This window comes from Streptomyces sp. NRRL B-24484, assembly GCF_000717715.1.
Classification (GTDB): Bacteria; Actinomycetota; Actinomycetes; order Streptomycetales; family Streptomycetaceae; genus Kitasatospora.
This window is the reverse complement of record NZ_JOAI01000001.1, coordinates 1-20,672: the sequence shown is the minus strand read 5'-3', so window position 1 is coordinate 20,672 and position 20,672 is coordinate 1. Positions and strand designations below refer to the sequence as shown.

General features: G+C 75.2%; 21 protein-coding genes. 9 read left to right on the top strand and 12 right to left on the bottom strand.

Going from position 1 to position 20,672, the window contains the following annotated elements:
* Positions 1 to 22: 22 nt before the first annotated feature.
* The gene (locus tag IE98_RS0100105; protein WP_030261948.1) at positions 23 to 712 is read right to left on the bottom strand and encodes an aspartate/glutamate racemase family protein; all 690 of its coding nucleotides are present in this window, start codon (positions 710 to 712) and stop codon (positions 23 to 25) included.
* Between the two features lie 67 nt (positions 713 to 779).
* Complete coding sequence (locus IE98_RS0100100) at positions 780 to 1,577, bottom strand: DUF1963 domain-containing protein (RefSeq protein ID WP_030261945.1); 798 nt, start codon at positions 1,575 to 1,577, stop codon at positions 780 to 782.
* 70 nt (positions 1,578 to 1,647) lie between these two features.
* Between IE98_RS0100100 and IE98_RS0100095 the strand changes: the two genes are divergently transcribed.
* Positions 1,648 to 2,229, top strand: a complete 582-nt coding sequence (locus IE98_RS0100095) for a GNAT family N-acetyltransferase (protein ID WP_043173166.1) — start codon at positions 1,648 to 1,650, stop codon at positions 2,227 to 2,229.
* A gap of 18 nt (positions 2,230 to 2,247) precedes the next feature.
* On the opposite strand, the gene IE98_RS0100090 is transcribed toward IE98_RS0100095, so the two are convergent.
* Positions 2,248 to 3,033, bottom strand: a complete 786-nt coding sequence (locus IE98_RS0100090) for a TIGR03084 family metal-binding protein (RefSeq protein ID WP_030261940.1) — start codon at positions 3,031 to 3,033, stop codon at positions 2,248 to 2,250.
* Positions 3,034 to 3,129: 96 nt separating this feature from the next.
* Here IE98_RS0100090 and IE98_RS44095 point away from each other — a divergent pair, with 96 nt between their 5' ends.
* Positions 3,130 to 3,864, top strand: a complete 735-nt coding sequence (locus IE98_RS44095; RefSeq protein ID WP_052389945.1) for a helix-turn-helix transcriptional regulator — start codon at positions 3,130 to 3,132, stop codon at positions 3,862 to 3,864.
* Between the two features lie 22 nt (positions 3,865 to 3,886).
* Here the strand turns inward: IE98_RS44095 and IE98_RS0100080 are convergent, their stop codons facing one another.
* Positions 3,887 to 5,419, bottom strand: coding sequence for an AMP-binding protein (locus tag IE98_RS0100080; RefSeq protein ID WP_030261935.1), 1,533 nt, complete (start codon positions 5,417 to 5,419; stop codon positions 3,887 to 3,889).
* A gap of 199 nt (positions 5,420 to 5,618) precedes the next feature.
* On the opposite strand from IE98_RS0100080, the gene IE98_RS0100075 reads away from it, so the two are divergent.
* A complete protein-coding gene (locus IE98_RS0100075; protein ID WP_030261932.1) occupies positions 5,619 to 6,263 on the top strand; it encodes an NAD(P)-dependent oxidoreductase in 645 nt (214 codons plus the stop codon).
* A gap of 25 nt (positions 6,264 to 6,288) precedes the next feature.
* On the opposite strand, the gene IE98_RS0100070 is transcribed toward IE98_RS0100075, so the two are convergent.
* Entirely contained in the window at positions 6,289 to 7,071 is a 783-nt protein-coding gene (locus IE98_RS0100070) for a dioxygenase (RefSeq protein ID WP_030261929.1), read from the bottom strand.
* A gap of 104 nt (positions 7,072 to 7,175) precedes the next feature.
* On the opposite strand from IE98_RS0100070, the gene IE98_RS0100065 reads away from it, so the two are divergent.
* A complete protein-coding gene (locus IE98_RS0100065) occupies positions 7,176 to 7,640 on the top strand; it encodes a MarR family winged helix-turn-helix transcriptional regulator (protein ID WP_030261926.1) in 465 nt (154 codons plus the stop codon).
* Between the two features lie 21 nt (positions 7,641 to 7,661).
* Here the strand turns inward: IE98_RS0100065 and IE98_RS0100060 are convergent, their stop codons facing one another.
* A complete protein-coding gene (locus IE98_RS0100060) occupies positions 7,662 to 9,212 on the bottom strand; it encodes a PucR family transcriptional regulator (protein WP_052389944.1) in 1,551 nt (516 codons plus the stop codon).
* 322 nt (positions 9,213 to 9,534) lie between these two features.
* On the opposite strand from IE98_RS0100060, the gene IE98_RS0100055 reads away from it, so the two are divergent.
* Positions 9,535 to 9,981, top strand: coding sequence for a molybdopterin-dependent oxidoreductase (locus IE98_RS0100055; RefSeq protein ID WP_030261914.1), 447 nt, complete (start codon positions 9,535 to 9,537; stop codon positions 9,979 to 9,981).
* Between the two features lie 171 nt (positions 9,982 to 10,152).
* On the opposite strand, the gene IE98_RS0100050 is transcribed toward IE98_RS0100055, so the two are convergent.
* The 4 genes from IE98_RS0100050 to IE98_RS0100035 form a co-directional block, all read right to left on the bottom strand.
* On the bottom strand, positions 10,153 to 10,575 hold the full coding sequence (locus tag IE98_RS0100050) for a TOBE domain-containing protein (RefSeq protein WP_030261911.1): 423 nt from the start codon (positions 10,573 to 10,575) through the stop codon (positions 10,153 to 10,155).
* A gap of 39 nt (positions 10,576 to 10,614) precedes the next feature.
* Complete coding sequence (locus IE98_RS0100045; protein WP_030261910.1) at positions 10,615 to 11,703, bottom strand: WD40/YVTN/BNR-like repeat-containing protein; 1,089 nt, start codon at positions 11,701 to 11,703, stop codon at positions 10,615 to 10,617.
* Positions 11,704 to 11,805: 102 nt separating this feature from the next.
* Entirely contained in the window at positions 11,806 to 13,212 is a 1,407-nt protein-coding gene (locus tag IE98_RS0100040; protein ID WP_234443356.1) for a dihydrolipoyl dehydrogenase family protein, read from the bottom strand.
* Positions 13,213 to 13,375: 163 nt separating this feature from the next.
* Entirely contained in the window at positions 13,376 to 14,893 is a 1,518-nt protein-coding gene (locus IE98_RS0100035; RefSeq protein WP_052389943.1) for an APC family permease, read from the bottom strand.
* Between the two features lie 162 nt (positions 14,894 to 15,055).
* Between IE98_RS0100035 and IE98_RS0100030 the strand changes: the two genes are divergently transcribed.
* The gene (locus IE98_RS0100030; protein ID WP_234443355.1) at positions 15,056 to 15,658 is read left to right on the top strand and encodes a TetR/AcrR family transcriptional regulator; all 603 of its coding nucleotides are present in this window, start codon (positions 15,056 to 15,058) and stop codon (positions 15,656 to 15,658) included.
* 77 nt (positions 15,659 to 15,735) lie between these two features.
* Here the strand turns inward: IE98_RS0100030 and trxA are convergent, their stop codons facing one another.
* Entirely contained in the window at positions 15,736 to 16,131 is a 396-nt protein-coding gene (trxA, locus tag IE98_RS0100025) for a thioredoxin (RefSeq protein ID WP_030261900.1), read from the bottom strand.
* A gap of 177 nt (positions 16,132 to 16,308) precedes the next feature.
* Here trxA and IE98_RS0100020 point away from each other — a divergent pair, with 177 nt between their 5' ends.
* From IE98_RS0100020 to IE98_RS0100010, 3 genes are all read left to right on the top strand, one after another.
* Complete coding sequence (locus IE98_RS0100020; RefSeq protein WP_030261897.1) at positions 16,309 to 16,878, top strand: hypothetical protein; 570 nt, start codon at positions 16,309 to 16,311, stop codon at positions 16,876 to 16,878.
* Positions 16,879 to 17,167: 289 nt separating this feature from the next.
* A complete protein-coding gene (locus IE98_RS0100015; protein ID WP_030261896.1) occupies positions 17,168 to 17,761 on the top strand; it encodes a sigma-70 family RNA polymerase sigma factor in 594 nt (197 codons plus the stop codon).
* Positions 17,758 to 18,435, top strand: coding sequence for a zf-HC2 domain-containing protein (locus IE98_RS0100010; RefSeq protein ID WP_234443354.1), 678 nt, complete (start codon positions 17,758 to 17,760; stop codon positions 18,433 to 18,435). Before IE98_RS0100015 ends, IE98_RS0100010 begins: the two co-directional genes overlap by 4 nt.
* A gap of 104 nt (positions 18,436 to 18,539) precedes the next feature.
* On the opposite strand, the gene IE98_RS0100005 is transcribed toward IE98_RS0100010, so the two are convergent.
* Entirely contained in the window at positions 18,540 to 20,165 is a 1,626-nt protein-coding gene (locus tag IE98_RS0100005) for an FAD-dependent monooxygenase (RefSeq protein ID WP_030261893.1), read from the bottom strand.
* Positions 20,166 to 20,672 lie beyond the last annotated feature (507 nt).

Here is a 20,672-nt window from a genome sequence, read left to right as displayed (position 1 = left end):
TCCGGCCGGGAGAACGTCCCGGTCAGGCCAGGGCCGCCGCCACGGCCGCCTCGGCGTGCAGCCGGGTGGTCGGGAAGACCGGCACCTGGCTGTCCTCCGGCCCGACCAGCAGCTCGATCTCGGTGCAGCCCAGCACCACGCCCTCGGCGCCGCGGGCCACCAGGTCGGCGATCACCGCGCGGTACGCGGCCCGGGACTCCTCGCGGACCACGCCGAGGCACAGTTCCTCGTAGATCACCCGGTGCACCTCGGCCCGCCCGGCGGCGTCCGGCACCAGCACCTCCAGACCGTGGCCGGCGAGGCGGCCGCGGTAGAAGTCCTGCTCCATGGTGAAGGCGGTGCCCAGCAGGCCGATCCGGCGCAGCCCCGCCCCCCGGACGGCGCCCGCCGTGGTGTCGGCGAGGTGCAGCAGCGGTACGTCCACCGCCGCCGCGACCCGGTCGGCCACCTTGTGCATGGTGTTGGTGCAGATCAGCAGCAGCTCGGCGCCGGCCGCGGCCAGCGAGCGCGCGGCCCCGGCCAGGACCTCGCCCGCCTCGTCCCAGCGGCCGGCGGTCTGCAGCCGCTCGATCTCGGCGAAGTCCACCGAGTACAGCACGCACTTCGCCGAGTGCAGCCCGCCGAGCCGCTCCTTGGTGAGCTCGTTCAGCAGCCGGTAGTACTCGGCGGTCGACTCCCAGCTCATTCCGCCGATCAGTCCGATCGTCCTCATCGCGCCACTCTCGCACACCGCACGGCCGGGTCCCGCCGGGGGTTCGGACGGGGCTTCGGACGGGGGTTCAGCAGCACCGCCCCTCGCCGCCGGCCCGGGTGAAGTCGCCGGCCGCGAGGGCCCCGGCGGGGATCGTGAAGTAGAGCGAACCGGCGTCGCCCCAGCCCCAGTTCAGTTCGGCGTCACCGGCGAGCTGCAGCAGGTGGACGGCGGGCCCGTCGGCGTCCCGGACGGTCACCCGGGAGCTGTAGGAGGTGTCCGGCCAGCCGAAGGCGCGGTGCCGGTCGGCGGTGTTGCCGTTCAGGCCCTCCATGGCGTCGAGGAGCAGCGAGGGGGCGCCCCAGTGCACGTCCCGGTCGAAGGGGACGTCCTCGTCCTCGACGTCCCAGCAGTCCGGGAGCATGACGACCCCTTCGGCGCGGACGGGCACCGCGGGGTAGCGCGTCGCCGGTCCCGGTGCGTCCGTCTCCACGGCCCGCGCCGGATCGGCGGGGAGCACCCGGTACATCGCGGGGGAGGAGGTGTCGAGCTTCGCGTACTCCTCGTACGGGACGTCCGGGTCGAGCTGGAAGAAGTTCAACAGGCCGGGCCGGACGGGCAGGTGGCCGCCCAGCCAGGGGGCGAGCGCGTCCGTGTCGAGGACGGCGAGCAGGGAGAGCGGCACGCCGTCGTGGACGGGCCACGGGGTGCCGGGCTCCAGCAGGGCCGGGCCGCCGAGCCGGCAGCGTCCGGTGGCGGGGGTGCCGTCCGCCGTGCGCTCCAGCCGGAAGCCCCGGCGGGCCAGCGCGGCGAACCGTCCGCCGGCCTCCTCGCCGAGCCGTTCGGCGCAGATCAGGTGCAGGGCGTCGTCGTCGTCGAACTCCATGGCCGTGATCGTCCCAGGGCCGGGGAAACCGGTTGGCAGCGGGCCGCCGCGGCGGGTACCACTGGGGGCCATGACCCTCACCGAACCCGGTTTCGCCCCCGTCCCGCTCGACCTCGGGGACGTCCGCCTCCTGCCGTGGGGCCCCGGGCTGCTGCGGTACGCCCCGGGCGTCGCCCGGATCACCGCGGACGAGGAGGTCGCCCGGTGGAACCCGGTCCACGAGAGCGACCCCGAGGCGTGGATCCTCGGCCACGCCGACGGCGGCACCGGGGACGTCGCGGGCTTCGCCGTGCTGGACACGGCCACCGCCGCCCTGCTCGGCACGGTCGGCCTGTACTGGCCGAACCGCGCCGACGGGCAGGCCGCCGTCGGCTACCGGCTGCTGCCGGAGGCCCGCGGCCGCGGCGTGGCGACCCGGGCCACCGCGGCGGCCACCCGCTGGGCCTTCACCGCCGCGGGCGCCCGCCGGATCGAGCTGTGCCACGCCGTCGGCAACACCGCCTCCTGCCGGGTCGCCGACCGCTGCGGCTTCCCCCTGGAGGGCATCCTGCGGGCCTCGCACCGCTACGGCGACGGCCGGCACCACGACGAGCACCTGCACGCCCGCCTCGCCACCGACCCGGAGCCCGTCCTGCTCGGCCCGGCCCGCTGAGGGTTCCCTCCCGGGCGGTCAGCCCAGCGGCTCGCGGCCCTTGCCGGGCGGGCCGGCGAAGGCCTGGACGATCGGCAGCCAGGTCCGCGCCGTGTCGCCGACCGCGGTCAGCGCGAGGTCGTCGAGGTGCCGCCGCCGGGTGGCCAGCAGGCAGAAGTCCAGTGCGGGGCCGGTGATCCGGTCGGCCGCGTCCTCGACACCCCACGTCCACGACTCGCCCGCCGGTCCGGTGAGTTCGACCCGCACCGGCACCTGTGGCGCGGGCAGGCCGTGCACCGAGAACGCGAAGCCCATGGTGCGCACCCCCAGGTGCGCGATGTGCCGCAGCCGGGCGGTCGGCGGCCGGACGGCGCCCAGCGCGTCGGCGACGTCCTGCCCGTGCGCCCAGGTCTCCATCAGCCGCGCGGTCGCCATCGACGGCGCCTTCATCGGCGGCCCGAACCACGGCAGCCGGGTGTCCGGCGCCACCGCCGCCAGCGCCGCAGCGAGCTCCGCCCGGCCCGCCCGCCAGCGGCCCAGCAGCACCTGCGGCGGCTCGCCGACCCCCTCGGCCGCGCCGCGCTCCACCACGTCGAACCCGGTCTCGAAGGCCTGCTGCGCCTCGGCCGTGAACCGCTCCGGGTCGCTCGCCGCGAGCAGCGACCAGCGGTCCGTCCAGGCCAGGTGGGCCAGCTGGTGGGCGATCGTCCACCCCTCGGCGGGGGTGGCCTCCGCCAGCCCCGCGGCGTCCAGGTCCGCCACCAGGGCGTCCAGTCCGTCGCTCTCCGCCGTGAGGTCCGCGAGCAGCGCGGTGATGTCGGCCATCCCTCTCCCCTTCTCGTCGATGTCCCGTGGTGCGGGCAGGCCCATCCTGCTGCCGCACGTCTCCCCGAACCAGAGGGCCCGTGTGAGAATCGCCCGGTGAGGAGCGCAGCCCCCGAACCCCCGGACACCCGCGCCGCAGAGCTCGTCCGCTCCGCGGTCCTCGCCGACCTGGCCCGCCGGGTGGTCGCCGACTGCGGCGCGGACGTCGGCCTGGTCGGCGTGCCCGACACCCCGGACGGCCCCGACGGCCCGCGCGCCGCGAACGCCATGGTGCTGCGCCACTGGGCCGGCACCCGCGCCGACCTGCTGCACAACCTCCGGGTGCCCGCCGGCACCGGCCTGGGCGGCCGGGCCCTCGCCGAACGGGCGCCCGCGTGGGTGCCCGACTACCGGGCCGCGACCACCATCTCGCACCACTACGACGCGGCGGTCGGCGCCGACGACCTGTACGCGATGCTCGGCGTGCCCCTCGTCCACGACGGTGCGGTGCACGGCGTGGTGTACGCCGCGCTGCGCACCGTGGTGCCGTTCGGCGACGTCCGGATCGGCGCGGTCGCCGAGCTGGCCCGGACGGCCATCCGGGCCCTGGCGGGTGCCGCGGCCTGGGGCGGCCGGCCGGCAGGACGCTCGGCCGAGGCCGGGCTGACCCCGCGCGAGCACGAGGTGCTGCGGTGGGCGGCGACCGGCCGGACGAATCCGGAGATCGCCGCCCGGCTCGGTCTCAGCGGCCACACCGTGACGGGCTACCTGAAGAGCGCGATGCACAAGCTCGGCGCCCGCAACCGGGTCGAACTGGCCGTCGCCGCCCGCGAGCGGGGCATCCTCGGCTGACCCGCGGGGAACTGGCGTGCCGTCAGTTGACGTCGCGCTCGCGGCCGGACCAGTACGGCTCGCGCAGCCGGAACTTCTGCAGCTTGCCGGTGGCGGTGCGGGCCAGCGCGCTGCGGAACTCCACCGAGGTGGGCGACTTGTAGCCGGCCAGCCGCTGCTTGCAGTGCGCGATCAGCTCGGCCTCGTCGGCCTCCGCGCCCTCGCGGAGCACCACCAGCGCCTTGATCGTCTCGCCCCACTTCTCGTCGGGCACGCCGATCACCGCGACCTCCTCGACCGCCGGGTGCCCGTACAGGCAGTCCTCGACCTCGATCGAGGAGACGTTCTCGCCGCCGGTGATGATGACGTCCTTCTTGCGGTCGGAGATGGTCAGGTACCCGTCCGTGAGGGTGCCGCCGTCGCCGGTGTGGAACCAGCCGTCCTGCAGTGCGGCCGCCGTCTCGTCGGGGCGCTCCCAGTAGCCGTCCAGCACGGTGTTGGAGCGGACGAGCACCTCGCCCTGCCCGTCCACCCGCACGGCGGTGCCGAGCGCGGGCGCCCCGGCCTGCACCAGCTTCTCGGCGCGTTCGGCGGGCGGCAGGGCGTCCCACTCGGCGCGGGTGCGGTTGACGGTGACCGCGGGCGAGGTCTCGGTCAGCCCGTAGAGCTGCATGAACTCCCAGCCCAGCTCGGCCTCGACGCGCTGCACCACGGAGGTCGGCGGGGGAGCGCCGGCCACCACCATCCGCACCCGGTCCCGGCCGGGCACCGGGCCCTCCCAGGTCTCGGCGGCGGCCAGCACGGCGGCGACCACCGCGGGCGCGCCGCACAGGAAGGTCACCCCGTGCTGCTCGATCCGGCGCAGGATCTCGGTGCCGTCGACCTTGCGCAGCACCACGTGCCGGCCGCCGACGCCGGTGATCACGTAGGGCAGGCCCCAGCCGTTGGCGTGGAACATCGGCAGGGTGTGCAGGTAGACGTCCCGGTCGCCCGCGCCGAAGTGCAGGCCCATCAGCGTCGCGTTCAGCCACAGGTTGCGGTGGGTGAGCCGGACTCCCTTGGGGCGCGCGGTCGTTCCGCTGGTGTAGTTGATCGTCGCGGTGTCCGACTCGGCGACGGGGTGCCGCACCGGCTCGCGGTCGAAGGCGTACAGCTCCCGGTCGCTCTCCGTGCCGAGGACGAAGCGGTGCTCGACCGGCACCCCGGCCAGTGCGTCCGCCACCTCCGGGTCCGTCAGCAGCACCGAGGCGCCGCTCTGCTCGACGATGTACGCGACCTCCTCGGCCTTCAGCCGGAAGTTCACCGGCACCAGCACCCGGCCGAAGCCGCTCACGCCGAAGAAGGAGGTCATCAGGCGGGCGGAGTTCTGCGAGACGACGGCCACCCGCGCGCCCGGCCCGACCCCGAGCCGGTCCAGGCCGGCGGCCTGGGCTCGGGCCAGTTCGGCCATCCTGCGGTAGGTCACCTCGCCCCAGGACCCGGCCGGCTGCACCGGCTCGTCGACGATCCCGACCCGGTCGCCGTACACCAGCTCGGCCCGGTCGAGGAAGTCCATCACGGAGAGTGGAGTCTGCATGGGGCCACTGTGCCCGCGGCCCCGCCGCCCGGACACCCCCGATCGGGGGTGTTACGCACAACGGCGTACCCCGCGCACGGCGTACCCCGCGCACGGCGCACGCCCGGGCGGCCGCACCGCCGCGCGTCGCACCGCCCCGGCGGACGGACCGGACCCATGCTGGGGGTGACAGGCTGCCGGACGGAGAGGCGGGCACACCATGGCGAGGATCGCGGTCTTCGGCGCCAACGGGTCGATCGGCCGGTGCATCGTCACCGAGGCGCTCGCGCGCGGGCACCGGGTCACCGCGGCCGTCCGCGACCCCGGCCGCTACCAGGGGCTCACCCCGGAGGTCGCCCGCGGCGACGTGCTCGCCGCCGAGGACGTCGCCCGGGTCGCCGAGGGCCAGGACGCGCTGGTCAGCGCGGTCGGCGGCGGGGACGGCCCGGGTACCCGGCGGCTGGTCGAACCGGCCGCACGGTCCCTGGTCGCCGGTCTGCGCGCGCTCGGCTCGGCCGCCCCGCGGCTGATCGTCGTGGGCGGCGCCGGCAGCCTGGAGACCGCACCCGGTGTCCGCGTCTGGGACACCCCCGGCCTGCCCGCCGACGTGCGGCAGATGATGCACGCGCACGGCGAGGCCCTCGCCTTCCTCCGCACCGTCGCGGACCTGCAGTGGACGGTGCTCAGCCCGGCGGCCGACCTGCTGCCCGGCGAGCGGACCGGGCACTACCGCACCGACACCGACCGCCTGGTGATCGACGCCGAGGGCCGCAGCGCCGTCAGCATCCCGGACTTCGCGGTCGCCCTGGTCGACGAGATCGAGCAGCCCCGGCACCTCGGCGAGCGCTTCACCTGCGCCCACTGAGGGGCCCGTCGGGCCGGCCGCGGGTTCAGCCGATCTGCACCGAGCGCTTGGCCAGGCCCATCCAGAAGCCGTCGATCACGCTGCGCTGGGTGCCGAGCTCGGCCTCGCCGGCGCCCAGGGTCACGAACAGCGGGGCGAAGTGCTCGGTGCGCGGGTGGGCGAACCGGCCGGCCGGCGCCTTGTGCTCGAAGTCGAGCAGCGCGTCCACGTCCTTCGCCTCCAGGGCGCGGCGGCCCCAGTCGTCGAACTCGGCCATCACCGAGGAGACCCGGCCGTCGGTGCTGAGCGCCCGCAGGTTGTGGGTGAAGAAGCCGCTGCCCACGATCAGCACGCCCTCGTCGCGCAGCGGGGCGAGCCTGCGGCCGATCTCCATCAGCCGCTGCGGGTCCAGGGTCGGCAGCGACACCTGCAGCACCGGGACGTCCGCGTCCGGGTACATCTCCACCAGCGGCACGTACGCGCCGTGGTCGAGGCCGCGGTCCGGGATGTCCTGCACCGGCATGCCGGCGGTGCGCAGCAGCTTGCGCACGCCGTCGGCGAGGGCGGGCGCGCCGGGCGCCGCGTACCGCACCCGGTAGTAGTGCTCGGGGAAGCCCCAGAAGTCGTAGACCAGCGGCACGGCGGTGGTGGCGCCCAGCGCGAGCGGGGCCTCCTCCCAGTGCGCGGAGACCATCAGGATCGCGGTGGGCCGCGGCAGGCCGGCGGACCACGCGGCGAGCTGACCGGGCCAGACCGGGTCGTCGGCGAGCGGCGGCGCGCCGTGCGAGAGGTAGAGGGTGGGCATGCGCTCGGGGGCTGCGGTGCTCATGGTGGTCGTCCTCCGTGGCCTGTCACCGGTGGTTCAAATTTTAACCACCTGGTGTCGACGGTACACCCTCATTCAAATTTGAACAACCAGGGTACGATCGACCCATGGACGAACCCCGTTGGCTGAACGAGAACGAGATGGCCGCCTGGCGCGGCTTCGTCGCCGCCACCAACCTCGTCGCCCGCCACCTCGAACGCCAGCTCAAGGAGGACGCCGGACTCTCCCACACCCAGTACGAGATCCTCGTCCAGCTCTCCGCCGCCCCCGACGGCTCTCTGCGGATGACCGACCTCGCCGACCGCCTCCTCACCTCCAAGAGCGGCCTCACCTACCAGGTCGGCCAGCTCGAACGCGGCGGCCTGGTCTCCCGCCGCTCCTGCCCCAGTGACGTCCGCGGCGTCTTCGCCGAGATCACCGACCAGGGGTGGGAGGCGCTGCGGTCCGCCGCCCCCGGCCACGTCGCCGCCGTCCGCGAGGCGCTCATCGACGTCCTCGCCCCCGCCCAGCTCACCGCGCTCGCCGAGAGCCTCGGCGCCGTCGCCGACCGGCTGCGCCCCCGCACCGACTGACGCCGCCGCGCCGGGACGCGGTCAGCGCCGCCGCGCGCCGGCCGCGGCCGCCCCGCGGCGCGGTGCCGGGGTCGGGGCCGGCCCGGCGGCCGGGACGGGTGCGCAGAGGAGGGCGGCGCGGAGGTCGAGGCGGTCCTGCAGCCGGGCGAGGCTGCGGCCGGTGAGCTCCTCGATGCGGCGCAGCCGGTAGTGCACCGTGTTGACGTGCAGGTGGAGCGCCTCCGCGGTACGGGTCCACGAGCAGTCGTGCGCCAGGAAGGCGTCCAGCGTGCCCAGCAGCGACACCGCGTTGGCCCGGTCGTGGGCGGCCGGCGGGGCGAGCAGCCGGTGGTGGAAGGCGGCCCGGACCTCAGGCGGGGTGCCGAGCAGCAGCGCCGCGAGCGAGTCCGTCTCCGCACTGCTCGCGACCGTCCCGGCCGGGGCGGACTCCAGCGCGTACACGGCCTGGACCAGCGCCCCGCGCAGCGCGTCCGCACCGTCGGCGGGCACCGCCGGCCCGACGCCCGCCCGCAGCGTCCGTCGCCCGGACAGCCGGGCCTGCAACCGGGGCAGGGCGGCCCGCAGGGCCCGGGCGGCCTCGGCCGGTGCGGCGGGGGTGAGCGCGCAGGCGCCGCCCCGGCGGTCCGGTGCGGCGGCGAACGGCGCGCCCGTCCCGTACAGGGCCTCGGCCAGCGCCGCGCAGGCCCAGCCCGCGGGGGCGCCGTCGATCCGGGCGGTGACGGCGGTCAGCGCGGCGTCGGCGAGACCGCAGGCCGCCAGGGCGTCGGCGGGGCCGGGCGCGTCCTGGGCGAGTGCCTCGAAGAGCCGCGCGGCGTGCCCGCGGCGCGCGGCGGCCCCGGCGGCGGCCCGGGCGGCGGCCGGCCCGAGCAGGTCGGCGAGCCCGTGCAGCACGGTGGCCGCCGCCGGGGCGGGCCGCTCGTGCGGCCGCAGCAGCCACCCCTCGTACGGTGATCCGCCGCGGGCGCCGATCGGGACGGCCCACGCCGTGTCCCCGTCCTCGGCGGCGGTGTCCGCACCGGACCGGGCGAGCACCCGGCCGCCCGCCGTGGTGATGGAGCAGTCCGGCAGGCCGAGCCGCGCCGACGCCAGGTCGAGCAGCCGCTGCGGCGGGGTGTCGCCCTGCAGCAGCGCCGCGAGCTCCCGGCGGACGCCCTCCGGCACCGCGGCCGTGCCCTGCGAGGAGGCCTGCAGATCGCCCCAGAGCCGCAGGTAGATCCGGTCGGTGACGGCCCGGAAGCTGGTGCCCGCCGGCACCGACAGCAGTGGGATCCGGTGGGTGCGGCAGGCGGCGGCCAGCGCCTCCGGGACGGTGCCGTGGGTGCCCTCGCCGGCGAGCAGGGCGGCCACGCCGGCGCTGCGCAGCGAGGTGGCGAAGCGCAGGGCCGCCGAGGTGTCTGCGGGGTTCCACCAGACCAGTCCGGTCAGTACGACCTCGCCCGGCTGCGGGTAGCGGGCCGGGTCCTGGAGGTCGGTGGAGGTCACGCCGGCGACCGTGCGGCGCAGCAGTTCCGGGGTGGCCCAGGCGGCCCGGATGCCCAGCCCGTCCAGCTCCAGCAGGTCCCCGACGATCATCTCTCGCTCCTTGTCGCTCCGCACCGACCGATGCCTCGCTGTTGCCAGGCAGACCAGCGCAGGAGCATCGTAAATGCAAGCCTGACCTGCCGGTTCTTCTCTCGTCCGATCGTCCAGACGGGCGGCTGGCGGAAGCCTCGGGGTCCGGGCGTCCGCCCGATTGCCCGGCGGTCGACGCTCTGCAGGTGGCATCTCGGCTGCCATGGCTGAAGCCGTTGATACCTGGCAGATGCAGGTGAATATCGGACTGCACACGGGTAACCGCGAGGGACGGCGGGTACCACCACCCCGGGTCGCACGGTGCGGCCGGGAGGGACCGACCGTGCTCCGAACCGCCAGACCCGCCGTCCGGCTGACCGGCCGCCTGGACACCCCGCTGGAGCTGACAGTGGCCGAGCTGCGGGCCCTGCCCGCCCACCGGGTGGAGGTGGTCTTCGACTGCCTGAGCAGCGGCCCGCAGCGGCACGGCTTCGAGGGGCCGAGGCTCTGGGACGTGCTCCGGGCCGCCCGCCCGCGGGTCGACCTGCGGGGCCGCAAGCAGCGGCCGCACCTGCTGCTCGACGTGACCGGCGCGGACGGCCACCGCGCCGTGCTCTCCTGGGCCGAGATCGACCCGGAGTTCGGCAACCAGCAGGTGCTGCTGGCGACCAGCATCGACGGCAGCCCGCTCGACGAGGCGGGCCCGCAACTGGTCGTCCCGGCCGACGTCTGCGGCGCCCGCTACGTCAGCGGCATCACCGAAGTCTGGCTCGGCGAACCGGTCCACTAGAGGCGGCGGGGTGGTCACACCAGGGGCGCGGGGAACTGCGCAGTCCGAGGTGGGTGCTCCTGGCGATCCGGACCGGCCCCTGTTTCGTACGGTGGGTCCCATCCGAATTGCACGGTTCTCCCCCGGCCTTCGGCCGGGAGGTGCCCCCACGCGCCCCCGAGGTGTTGTCGGTCAGGCGGCGTCGAGGGAGACCTCGGTCGACTTGATGAGGGCGATCACGGGGGTGCCGGCGGTCAGTCGCAGTTCGTCGGCGGCGTCCGCCGTGATCGCGGCGGTCAGCTCCACGCCGCCCTCGACCGCGATCCGCACGCTCGCCATGGCCGGGCCCGCCGAGACCTCGGAGACCGTTCCGGGCAGCCGGTTGCGGATGCTCAGCCCGCTGACCGGGCCGGTGGCCAGGGCCACTTCGGTGGCCTTCACCAGGGCGTGCACCCGGCTGCCGGTCTCCAGGCCGAGCTCCCGCACGGCCTCGGCGGTGACGGCCGCGGTGAGCTCGCGCCCGCCGGAGACGTCGATCCGGACGGTGGCCATCACCGCACCGGTGGTGATGCCGGCGACCGTGCCGGGCATGCGGTTGCGGATGCTCAGGCTCATGGGCGGGCTTCCTGGTGGTGGGAGGGGGAGTCGGCGGGATCAGCCGATGGCCGCGGCACGGACGCACAGCACGTCCGGCAGGTGCGAGGCGAGCAGCGACCAGCGGTCGCCCTCGTCCGCGCTGCCGTACACCTCGCCGTTGCGGTTGCCGAAGTACACCCCGGCGGGGTCGGCGTCGTCGGTGCACAGGGCGTCCCGCAGCACCACGCCGTAGTGGGGTTCGTCCGGCAGCCCGTCCGAGAGCGGCTGCCAGGTCGCGCCGGCGTCGCGGGTGCGGAAGACCCGGCAGCGGTTGCCGACGGGCAGCCGGGAGTAGTCGGCGTTGAGCGGGAAGAGGTAGGCGGTGCCGGCGGTGCGCGGGTGGGTGGCCAGGCCGAAGCCGAACACCGCGGGCAGGTCGCCGCCGATGTCCGTCCAGCTGCCGCCGTCGTCCTCGCTGCGGTAGACCCCGCCGTGGTTCTGCAGGTACAGCCGTCCCGGCTCGCCGGCGTCCCGGGCGACCTTGTGCACGCACTGCCCGAACTCCGGGTAGTGGTCGGGCAGGAACTCCGCGCGGATGCCGGTGTTGGACGGCGACCAGCTCGCGCCGCCGTCCTTCGTCCGGTAGACGCCGCCGGTGGAGACGGCGACGGTGACGGCCTGGGCGTCGCGCGGGTCGGTGAGCACGGTGTGCATGCCCTGGCCGCCGAAGCCGGCGTTCCACTCGGTGCGCTGCGGGTGGTCCCAGAGCGCGCGGACGAGTTCGAAGGTCTCGCCGCGGTCGTCGGAGCGGAACAGCGCGGCGGGCTGCGTCCCCGCGTACACCACGTCGGGCGCCTCCTCGCCGGCCGGCTGCAACTGCCAGACCCGCTCCAGCGAGGTGCCGGTGTCCTCGGGGAAGCGCACCGCGGGCCGGGCCGGCTCCTGCCAGGTCGCGCCGAGGTCGTCGGACCACCAGACGGACGGCCCCCAGTGGCTGGAGTCGGCGCCCGCCAGCAGCCGCACCCGGCCGCCGCGGCGGTCGACCGCGACCGAGTAGACGGCGTTCATCGGGAAGTGGGGCCCGGTGAACTCCCACTTCTCGCGGTCGGAACTGCGGCCCAGGAACAGACCCTTCTGCGTTCCGACGGCCAACAGCACCTCGGTCATGCGCACCACCCGGTGAACGATCGCGGCCCCCGCGCCAGTCTCCTCCGCGCCCGGCACCGGCGCACGTCACCGCGCCGGTGCCGGTGCCGGTGCCGGTGCCGGCTACCGGCCGTCGCGCCAGGCCTCCAGCAGCCGCAGCCAGACCTCGCTGACCGTCGGGTAGGCGGGCACCGCGTGCCAGAGCCGGGCGATCGGTACCTCGCCGACCACCGCGACCGTTGCGGCGTGCAGCAGTTCGGCGACGCCCGGCCCGACGAAGGTCGCGCCGACCAGCACCTCCCGGTCGAGGTCGACCACGATGCGGGCGCGCCCGGTGTACCCGTCGGCGTACAGCTTGGCGCCGGCCACCGCGCCGAGGTCGTGGTCGACGGCCCGGACGCGCAGCCCGGCCTCCTCGGCCGCGGCCAGGGTCAGCCCGACGGACGCGGCCTCCGGCTCGGTGAACACCACCTGCGGTGCCCCGGCGGTGTCCGCGCTCGCGCTGTGCGCACCCCAGCGGCCGCCGTCGATCCGCTCGCCGCGGGCCCGGGCCGCGATCGCGGCGCCGGCGATCCGTGCCTGGTACTTGCCCTGGTGGGTCAGCAGCGCCCGGTGGTTGAGGTCGCCCGCCGCGTACAGCCAGCCGCCGGGCACGCCGGTGACCGTGCAGCTGTCGTCCACCCCGGGCCAGGAGCCGGGCGTCAGTCCGACGCTCTCCAGGCCCAGTTCGGCGGTGTTCGGCCGGCGGCCGGTGGCGAACAGCACCTCGTCGGCGACCACCGTGGAGCCGTCCGCGAGGTGGATCCGCACCTCGCCGTCCCGGTGCACCCCGGTGACCTCGGCCTGCCGGACCTCGACGCCCGCGGCGGACAGACCGTCCGCGACGAGCTCCCCGGCGAACGGCTCCATCCGGCCGAGCAGCGGCCCACGGGCCAGCAGCACCACCTCGCTGCCCAGGGACCGCCAGGCGGCGGCCATCTCGACCGCGACCACCCCGCCGCCGACCACCGCCAGCCGCGGCGGCACCTGATGCGCCGAGGTGGCCTCCCGGCTGGTCCACGGCCGGGCCTCGGCGAGCCCCGGCAGGTCGGGCAGCGCGGGCAGGCTGCCGGTGCTCAGCACGACCGCGTGGCGGGCCGTCAGCACCCGCCCGCCGTCCACCTGCACCGTCCGCTCGCCGGTCAGCCGGCCGTGGCCGCGGACCAGGTCGATGCCGACCCCGTCCAGCCAGGCCACCTGGTCGTCGTCCTTCCAGTGGTCGGCGAAGGAGTCCCGGCGGGCCAGCACCGCGGCCGCGTCGAGCCCGTCGCCGACCGTCACCCCGGCGACCGCCCGGGCGTGCGCGGCCGCCGCGCCCGGGCGCAGCAGCGCCTTGCTCGGCATGCACGCGTAGTAGGAGCACTCGCCGCCGACCAGGCCGCCCTCCACCACGATCGTCCGCAGCCCGGCCGCAGCCGTGCGGTCGGCCACGTTCTCGCCGGTGGAGCCACCGCCGATCACCACCACGTCGTACTCGTCCGCCGTCGCCACCTGCACCCCTCGCTCTCACCCGCCACCGTCGAACCCGGCCCATCCTGCCCCCTCGGCGACCCGCGGTCCCGGACCAACGTGACCGCGGAGCGCCCCGGGACGGGGGCGCCGGCCTGACCGGCGCCTGCCCCCGCCCGCGGCGCCCACACCCCGGGGCGACGGCTCAGCGCACCGCGCCGTCCGGCGCCGCGGGCTCCCGCATCAGCCGCTGCGGACGGTGCACCAGCAGGTAGCCGAGCCCGGCGAGCGTCACCACGCCCGTCCCGAGCACGGCCGCCCACACCTGGTACCAGGGCGCTCCGGGCGGTGCGAGCAGCGCCCGCGGCCAGCAGATGTTGACCACCTCCAGGCCCGTCCACAGTGCGGCGAGCGCATTGAGCGCGGTGCCCCAGCGCCCGTACGAGACCTCGCCGGCCGGGCGCCAGGTGCCGCGCAGCCGGGCGACCAGGGCCACCGCCGTGAGCAGGAAGAACGGCAGGAAGGTCGCGGCGGTGCCGAAGGCGATCAGCGAGCCGATCGCCGTCGACTCCAGGCCGAGCGGCAGCGCCGCGCAGCTGACCAGGGTGGCCGCGACTAGGCCGCCGATCGGTGCCTGGTGCCGGTTGACCTTGCGGACCTGTGCCGAGAACGGGAAGACCCCGTCGCGGGCGAGCGAGTACAGCCCGCGGGCGGCGCCGCCCTGCGAGGCCATCAGGCAGGCGGTGAAGCTCACCAGCACCACCACCACGAAGGGCTTGGCCGACCAGTCGCCGAAGCCGGCGGTGACCGCGGTGGTGACCGGGTCGAGGTCGGTGCCGGCGACGACCGCCGCCGGGTCGGGGTGGGCCAGCGGCACGGCCACGGCGTTGAGGACCACCACCAGGCCGACGCCGAGCAGTGACCACCGCATCGCCCGCGGCACCTGCCGGGCGGCGTCCTTGGTCTCCTCGGCGGTGGAGACGCAGGCGTCGAAGCCGATGAACGCCCAGCCGCCGACTGCGACCACCGCGAGGAAGGACATCAGCGTGCCGGTGCCGGTGGCCGCCGGCGCGCCCAGAGTGTCGGTGAGCAGGCCGAGCCCGTGCTTGCGGAAGAACAGCAGCAGGGCGAGCCCGACCAGCACCGAGGCGATCGCCTCCGCGGCGATGCCCAGCGAGACGAACCGCCGCAGCAGGGTGATCCCGTACGCGTTGACCAGGGTGCAGCAGAGCATGAAACCGAGCGCGGTCAGCACCAGTTGCGCGGGTGCGGGGGTGGCACCGAACAGGGCGAAGAACCAGGGCGCGGCGAGGTAGGCGACGGTGGTGTTGGCGAACATCACCGCGAACTGCCAGAGCCAGCCGGTCAGCCAGGCGAAGGTGGGCCCGGCCAGCCGGCGGCTCCACTGGTAGGCGCCGCCGGCCAGCGGCCACTGCGAGGCGAGCTCGGAGTACACGCAGACCACCAGCAGCTGGCCCAGCAGGCAGACCGGCAGGGCCCACACCCAGGCGCCGCCGGCCACGCCGATGCCGACCTGCGCCACGGCGTACAGGCCGACCACGGGGGAGACCACGGCGAAGCCCATCGAGATGTTGCCGAGCACGCCGAGGCTGCGCCGCAGCTCCTGCCGGTAGCCGAGCGCCGCCAGCCGGTCGGCGTCCGCCGGCCCGCCCGGCCGGTCCGTTCCGGTGGGTCTGTCGGCCCGTGGGGGAGTGGTCGTCATGCGGTCCGCCTTGCCGTCGCGATCCGAAAACTAACTTAGTTAGTTATGGACCGTAGCCCCGACCCGGCGGTAACGGAAGGGGTCGACACCAGGCTGTAACGTGGCCGGTCGACCGGTACGCGCGAACAGGGGACGGGACACGTGGGGCGACCGACCAGGCCGATGCTCAGCAGGCAGGCGATCGCCGAGGCCGCCCTGGACGTCGTCGACAGCACCGGCCCCGACGGCCTCACCATGCGCGCCCTCGCCGACCGCCTCGGCGTGAAGGCCGCCTCGCTCTACAACCACGTCTCCGGCAAGGACGACCTGCTCGACGACCTCGCCGCCCTCGTCAACGCCGAGATCGACCTCGCCCCGCTCGACGACCCCGACTGGCGCCGCGGCCTCGCGCAGTACGCCCACGGCTACCGGGCCGTCTTCCTGCGCCACCCCAACACCATCGCGCTGCTCGCCCGCCGCCGGGTCGAGGCCGACCGCCAGCTGCTCACCTACGACGCCCTGCTCGCCGCCCTCGGCCGGGCCGGCCTCGACCCCGCGGACGCCGCCGAGGCCGCCGCCGCCCTCGACTACCTGGTGCTCGGCTCCGCCCTGGAGACCTTCACCGCCGGCTTCACCCGCGACGCCGCCGAGTACCGCCCCCGCCACCCCGCCCTCGCCGGAGCCCTGGAGGCCTCCGCCGCCCGCGGCCCCGGCCTCGACGACCGCGGCTTCGACCTCGCCCTGCGCCTGCTGCTCGACGGCCTCGCCGCCCGCGCCGCCCACTGAGCACCCGCCCGGACGGACACGGCTGCGCCCCCGGACCACCGGTCCGGGGGCGCAGCCGTCGTACGGAGAGGGGGGACTCAGGCCTTGGAGGCGGCCTCCGCCTCCGCGCGGGCCTTGGCGACCTTGGCGTGCACCTCGGTCATGTCCAGCCCGCGGGCCTGGCCGATCAGGTCCTCCAGCGCGGGCTCGGGCAGCGCGCCCGGCTGCGCGAACACCAGCACACCCTCGCGGATGATCGCCAGCGTGGGGATCGACTGCACGTCGAACGCCGCCGCGAGCTCCTGCTGCGCCTCGGTGTCGACCTTGGCGAAGACCAGGTCCGGGTGCCGCTCGGAGGCCTTCTCGAAGACCGGACCGAACATCCGGCACGGACCGCACCAGGCCGCCCAGAAGTCGATCAGCACGAAGTCCTTGCCCTCCGCGCCGGGAACGATCTCGTCGAAGTTCGCCGTGGTCAGTTCGACCGTGCTCATGGTGTCCTACCTGCCCTTCGGGAGTGGTCCGGTGGCGTCAACCCTGCCCGGCCCCGAGGTATTCCAAAAAAAGTTTCGCGCCGCGTTGAGTCGATCCGGCGCCGGGCCCGTACTCCTCGGTGTGGGCGCGGGGAGAGCGCCCGACGACACCGGACTCACACCGTGGGGGAACCAGCCATGCCCGACTTCCGCCGTACCGCCCTGCTCGCCGCCTCGGCCGCCGCCGCGATCGCCCTGGTCACCGCCTGCGACCCGAGCGGCGGCACCGACAACGCGGGCGGCACCACCGCCCCCGCCGCGAGCACGCCCGCGAACCCGACGGAGCCGTCCTCGTCCGCCCCGACCGCACCCGCCGGCGGCGGCACGGGGCTGCAGACCGCCGCCTCCGCGACGCTCGGCACGATCGTCACCGACGGCACCGGCTACACGCTGTACCGCTTCGACAAGGACACCGCCAAGCCGCCGGTGTCCAACTGCAACGGCGACTGCGCAAAGCTCTGGCCGCCCGTGATGGCGAGCGACAACCCGCAGCTCAAGGGCATCGACGCCAAGCTGGTCTCCACCGTCACCCGCGCCGACGGGAGCAAGCAGCTCACCCTGAACGGCTGGCCGCTCTACCGCTACACGCCCGACACCAAGCCCGGCGACACCAAGGGCCAGGGCGTCAAGGGCACGTGGTGGGCCGTCACCCCGACCGGCGGCAAGGCGGCCGCCGCCTCGCCCGCCACCGGCGGCTACGGCTACTGATCCGTCCGGCAGCCGCCGGGGGGCCGCCGACACCGGCTTCCGTCGGCGGCCCCGCCCGACGGCACCGCCGCGCCGGCTGGGGGCGGCGCGGCCCGCAGGTCGGGTGCGGCGCGGGCGCCCGCGCCGCACCCACCACCGATATCGACAGGATCCGGCCCCGACTTGAGGCCCCGGACACCGCGGCGGACACCCCGCCCCGGGCCCGAGTGTCCCGAAGCCGTCCCGGCCCGGTCGCGACCCCGTCCCACAACCCGTCCGACCCCGGCAACGTCTCGACCTGGAGGTGCACGTGCGCAAGGATGGCGCCGTGACCGAGCATCCGTACCGACGGAGGGCGGACGCGGGAGGTCCGCCGCCCGGCGGCCCGGCCCCGGCGCCCGACGAAGAGCTGATGCGTGCCCTCTACCGGGACCACGCCGGCCCGCTGTTCGGCTTCGTGCTGCGCCTGGTCGGCGGCGACCGGCAGCGCGCCGAGGACGTGGTGCAGGAGACGCTGGTCCGCGCCTGGCGCAACATCCACCGCCTCGACGAGGCCGCCACCGGGTCGTTGCGCCCCTGGCTGGTCACCGTCGCGCGGCGGATCGTGATCGACGGCCACCGCAGCAGCATGGCCCGGCCGCGCGAGGTCGACCCCGCGCCGCTGGAGCTGCTGCCCGCCGAGGACGAACTCGAGAAGGCACTGCGGCTGATGACCATCTCCGACGCGCTCGACGACCTGACCGAAGCGCACCGCGAGGTCATCGTCGAGACGTACCTCAAAGGGCGTACCGTCAACGAGGCCGCCGCGGAGCTCGGCATCCCCGCGGGTACGGTCAGGTCGCGCATCTTCTACGGGCTGCGCGCCCTGAAGATCGCGCTGGAGGAGCGAGGAGTGACATCGTGACGTCGCACCACGGGCAGCACGTCGACGTCGGCGCGTACATCCTCGGCGTCCTGGACCCGGAGGACCTCGAACTCTTCGAGCAGCACCTCGCCGGTTGTGAGGTCTGCGCCGCCGAGATCGACGAACTCTCCGGGGTGGCACCGCTGCTGGCGGAACTCGCGGAGGCCGGCCCGGTCGCCGCCGCACCGCCCTCGCCGCAGCTGCTCGACCGGCTGGTCGACGAGGTCTCCGCGACCCGGAGGCGCAACCGCGTGCGCCGACTGGCGCTGGTCGCCGCCGCGGCGGTGCTGGTGGTCGGCGGCCCACTGGCCACCCTGGCCGCGACCGGCGATGACACCCACACGCCGCCCGCCGCGACCGCGCAGTTCGCCGCCACCGACCCCGGCACCGGCGTCTCCGCGAAGGTCGGCGTCGAGCCGAAGAAGTGGGGCAGCAGCATCAGCCTGTCGCTCTCGCACGTGAGCGGGCCGCAGGTCTGCGACCTGGTGGCGGTCTCCCGCACCGGTGAGCGCCAGACCGTCACCACCTGGTCGGTGCCGCCGACCGGCTACGGCACCGACGCGTTGCAGACCACCGGCGGCGCCGCGCTCGCCCCCGGCGACATCGACCACTTCGAGGTCCGCACCATCGACGGCAACCAGCTGCTGGTCTCCGTCCCCGCGAAGACCGTCTGAACCACCCAGCCCCCGCCCCGGCCGGTACCGCGCCCACCCGGCCGAGGCGGGCCCGTGCGTGCCCGCCGCCGATCGGGGCGCGGTGCGTTCAAGGTGCGACGCGCTCAGGGCGCGGTGAAGGTACGCCGCAGCAGGGCCGCGATCCGCTCCGGGTCGGCCGGGTGGACGCGTCCGGCGAGGTAGCCGTCGGGGCGGACCAGCACGGCCTCGGGGCTGCGGGCCCCGTACGCGGCCCGGAACTCGTCCAGCCCGTCGCGGACGGCCGCGACCCCGGGGGTGTCCGCCGTGGATCCGGGCGCGAGCACCGCGTAGACGTCCAGCTCGCCGCGGGCCGCCTCGCGGCCGGCCCGGGCACAGGCGGCCGCCAGGTCGGCGGGTGCGTCCGGGCCGAGGTGGATCAGCAGGGTGTGGTGCGGGCCGCGGAGCAGGTCGAACAGCCGCTGCGGGAAGGTCGCCAGGGGCTGGACGAGACCGCGGCAGTCCGGCGCCCGCTCGCCCGGCCGGACGGGCACGACGGCGTCGTCGTCCGCGGCGGCCGGGTCGAGCAGCGGGCTGTCCGGGTAGGCGACCAGCAGCTGGGCCTCGCGGCGCAGCAGGGTCGCCATGCTGTCGCCGCCCGTGCCGATGCCTCCGCGGGCGTGCCGGACGGTGCGGCCCACGACCTCCTCGCCGACCGGGCGCCGCTCGGCGTCGTAGCTGTCGAGCAGGGCGTCCCCGGCGGCGCCGCGCAGCACCAGGGCGAGCTTCCAGGCGAGGTTGTAGGCGTCCTGGACGCCGGTGTTCATGCCCTGGGCACCGGTCGGCGGGTGGATGTGGGCGGCGTCCCCGGCGATGAACACCCGGCCCTGCCGGTAGCGGCCGGCCAGCCGGTGGCTGATCCGGAAGACGGAGGACCAGCGCAGGGCGGAGACGGTCGCCGGCTGCGGCGAGAGCCGGTCGACGACGGCCTGCAGGTGCACGATGCCGGGCAGGCCGCCGGCGTCCAGGCCGTGCGCGATCCCGTCCCGGCCGGCGCCGTCGCCGACCAGTTCCGGTGCGGCCACCGTGGACATCCGGTAGCGGTTGCGGCCCGGCAGCGGGATCGCCACCAGCACGTCGTCGGGCGCCCCGTCCGGCCGGTGGCGCACCACCCGCACCCCGTACCCGGAGGGCATCTCCCAGTCGATCTCGACGTCGCCGAGCATGTACGACTCGCCGAAGGCACCGCCGCCGAAGTCCAGACCGAGGCCCTTGCGCACCGCGCTGTGCGCGCCGTCGCAGCCGACCAGGTACCGGCAACGGACGCGCTCGGTGCCGCCGGCCGTCTGCAGCACGGCCTCCACACCGTCCGGGTCCTGGACGAAGGAGAGCAGCTCGCAGCCGCGCTCGACCCGGGTGCCGAAGGTCTCCAGGTGGGCGGTGAGCAGCTCCTCGGTGACGTACTGCGGCAGCGCGGCGAAGGAGTACGGCACGTCCGGCGGCAGCGCCAGCTCGATCCGCGGCTTCTCCTCGCCGTCGACCCAGCTCAGCTGGCCGTGCATCGGGACGGCCTCGGCGAGCACCTGCCGGGCCAGGCCCATGGTGTCCCAGACCTCCAGGGTGCGGGGCTGCACGCCGACGGCCTTCGCATAGCGGTGCGGCGCGGCCAGCCGGTCGACGATCCGGCACTCGGCACCGTGCCGCCGCAGCTCCGCCGCAGCGGTGAGCCCGACCGGCCCGGCCCCGACCACCAGCACGTCCGTGTCCACCATGACCGGCTCCCGTCCGCCGCAGGCGTCTCCTCGCCTACCAGCGTGCGCACCGGCAGCGTCCCCTGCCACTCGCACTGGGCATGTCGGTGCGGCGGATCCACGGTGCGCCGTCGCCATTCCGGAGCTTTTGGTGGGAAAACGCCATCAGCGGCAGGTTGTCACCGATCGAACGATTGCGGCGTTTCGTCTGAGAGTGGTTCGTGAATGCGGTGACCGAAGCCAGGGTGGGGAGATTTAGAATGCGCCGATTTAGGGCAGTTTGACCGCGGGGGATTATGTCACTGCTGTGGGCCGCTTGTCCCGAAGTCCACAAATCTTGCACAGTTGGTGACGGTGGAGCGTGCGGTGATTTTCAGTTGCCCAGTCCGTTCGTGTTCGGTAGGGTCATGCACGCCTCAAATCTGGGGCTGTTGTTTTCGGGAGGGAAAATGGCTTCATCGCGATTCGGGTGGGAGTCGGCCGCGGACGGTGCGGCTGAGGGGTCGCGCAAGTCTCCGGCGCTGCGCT